This is a genomic window from Aquitalea sp. S1-19 (assembly GCF_024343515.1).
In genome coordinates, this window is record NZ_RJTZ01000337.1 from 1 (window position 1) to 801 (window position 801).

Here is an 801-nt window from a genome sequence, read left to right on the forward strand (position 1 = left end):
CGTGCCCTGCAGCAGGAGCTTGGCCAGTTGCTGGAGGGTGGGCGTCTGCCTATCGTCACGGTGGCCATGCTGGATCTGGATTATTTCAAGGAAGTCAATGACAAGGGAGGGCATCAGGCGGGCGATCTGATGCTGCAGGCGGTGGCGGGCATTCTCCACGAGGGCTTGCGCGAATCGGATAGCATTGCTCGCATGGGGGGCGACGAATTTGCCTTAATCCTGCGCCATTGTGATGAAGCCCATGGGCAACTGGTGCTGAATCAGATCCGGCAACGTATTGAAAGCTACCGCTTGGCATTTTCCGGCCAGTCTTTTACTTTGAGTGCCAGCATCGGATTGACGCAGATCCAGTCATCCGATGCCACGCCCGAAGAGGTGCTCGCCCGCGCCGACAAGGCATGTTATACGGCCAAATTTTCCGGCCGCAACCGCATCGCCAGCGCACAAGGCGAGCTGCTTAGCTAGACGCCCATCTTGTCGCGCATTTCATACCACCATGCGCCCAGGGTCAGCATGGGGACGCGGAACAGACGCCCGCCCGGGACCGGGTAGTGCGGCAAGGAGGCGAAGGCATCGAAGCGTTCGCTCTGGCCGCGGATCGCTTCGGACAGCAGGCGGCCGGCCAGATGGGTGTAGGTCACGCCATGGCCGCTGCAGCCTTGCGAGTAGTAGATATTCTTGCCGATGCGCCCGGCTTGCGGCAAGCGGGTCAGCGTCAGCGAGAAGTTGCCGGTCCAGCTGTAGTCGATCTTGACGCCCTTCAGTTGCGGGAAGGTTTTCTCCAGCTTGGGGCGGACCAGA

At 60.8% G+C, this 801-nt stretch carries 2 protein-coding genes; one reads left to right on the top strand and one right to left on the bottom strand.

Going from position 1 to position 801, the window contains the following annotated elements:
• Nucleotides 1-465, top strand: a 465-nt coding sequence (locus EGI20_RS18905; protein ID WP_498633243.1) for a GGDEF domain-containing protein, incomplete at its 5' end; no start/stop codon positions are given.
• Here EGI20_RS18905 and EGI20_RS18910 read toward each other — a convergent pair.
• On the bottom strand, nucleotides 462-801 hold a 340-nt coding region (locus EGI20_RS18910; RefSeq protein WP_498633245.1), incomplete at its 5' end, for an NAD(P)/FAD-dependent oxidoreductase. The genes EGI20_RS18905 and EGI20_RS18910 overlap by 4 nt on opposite strands.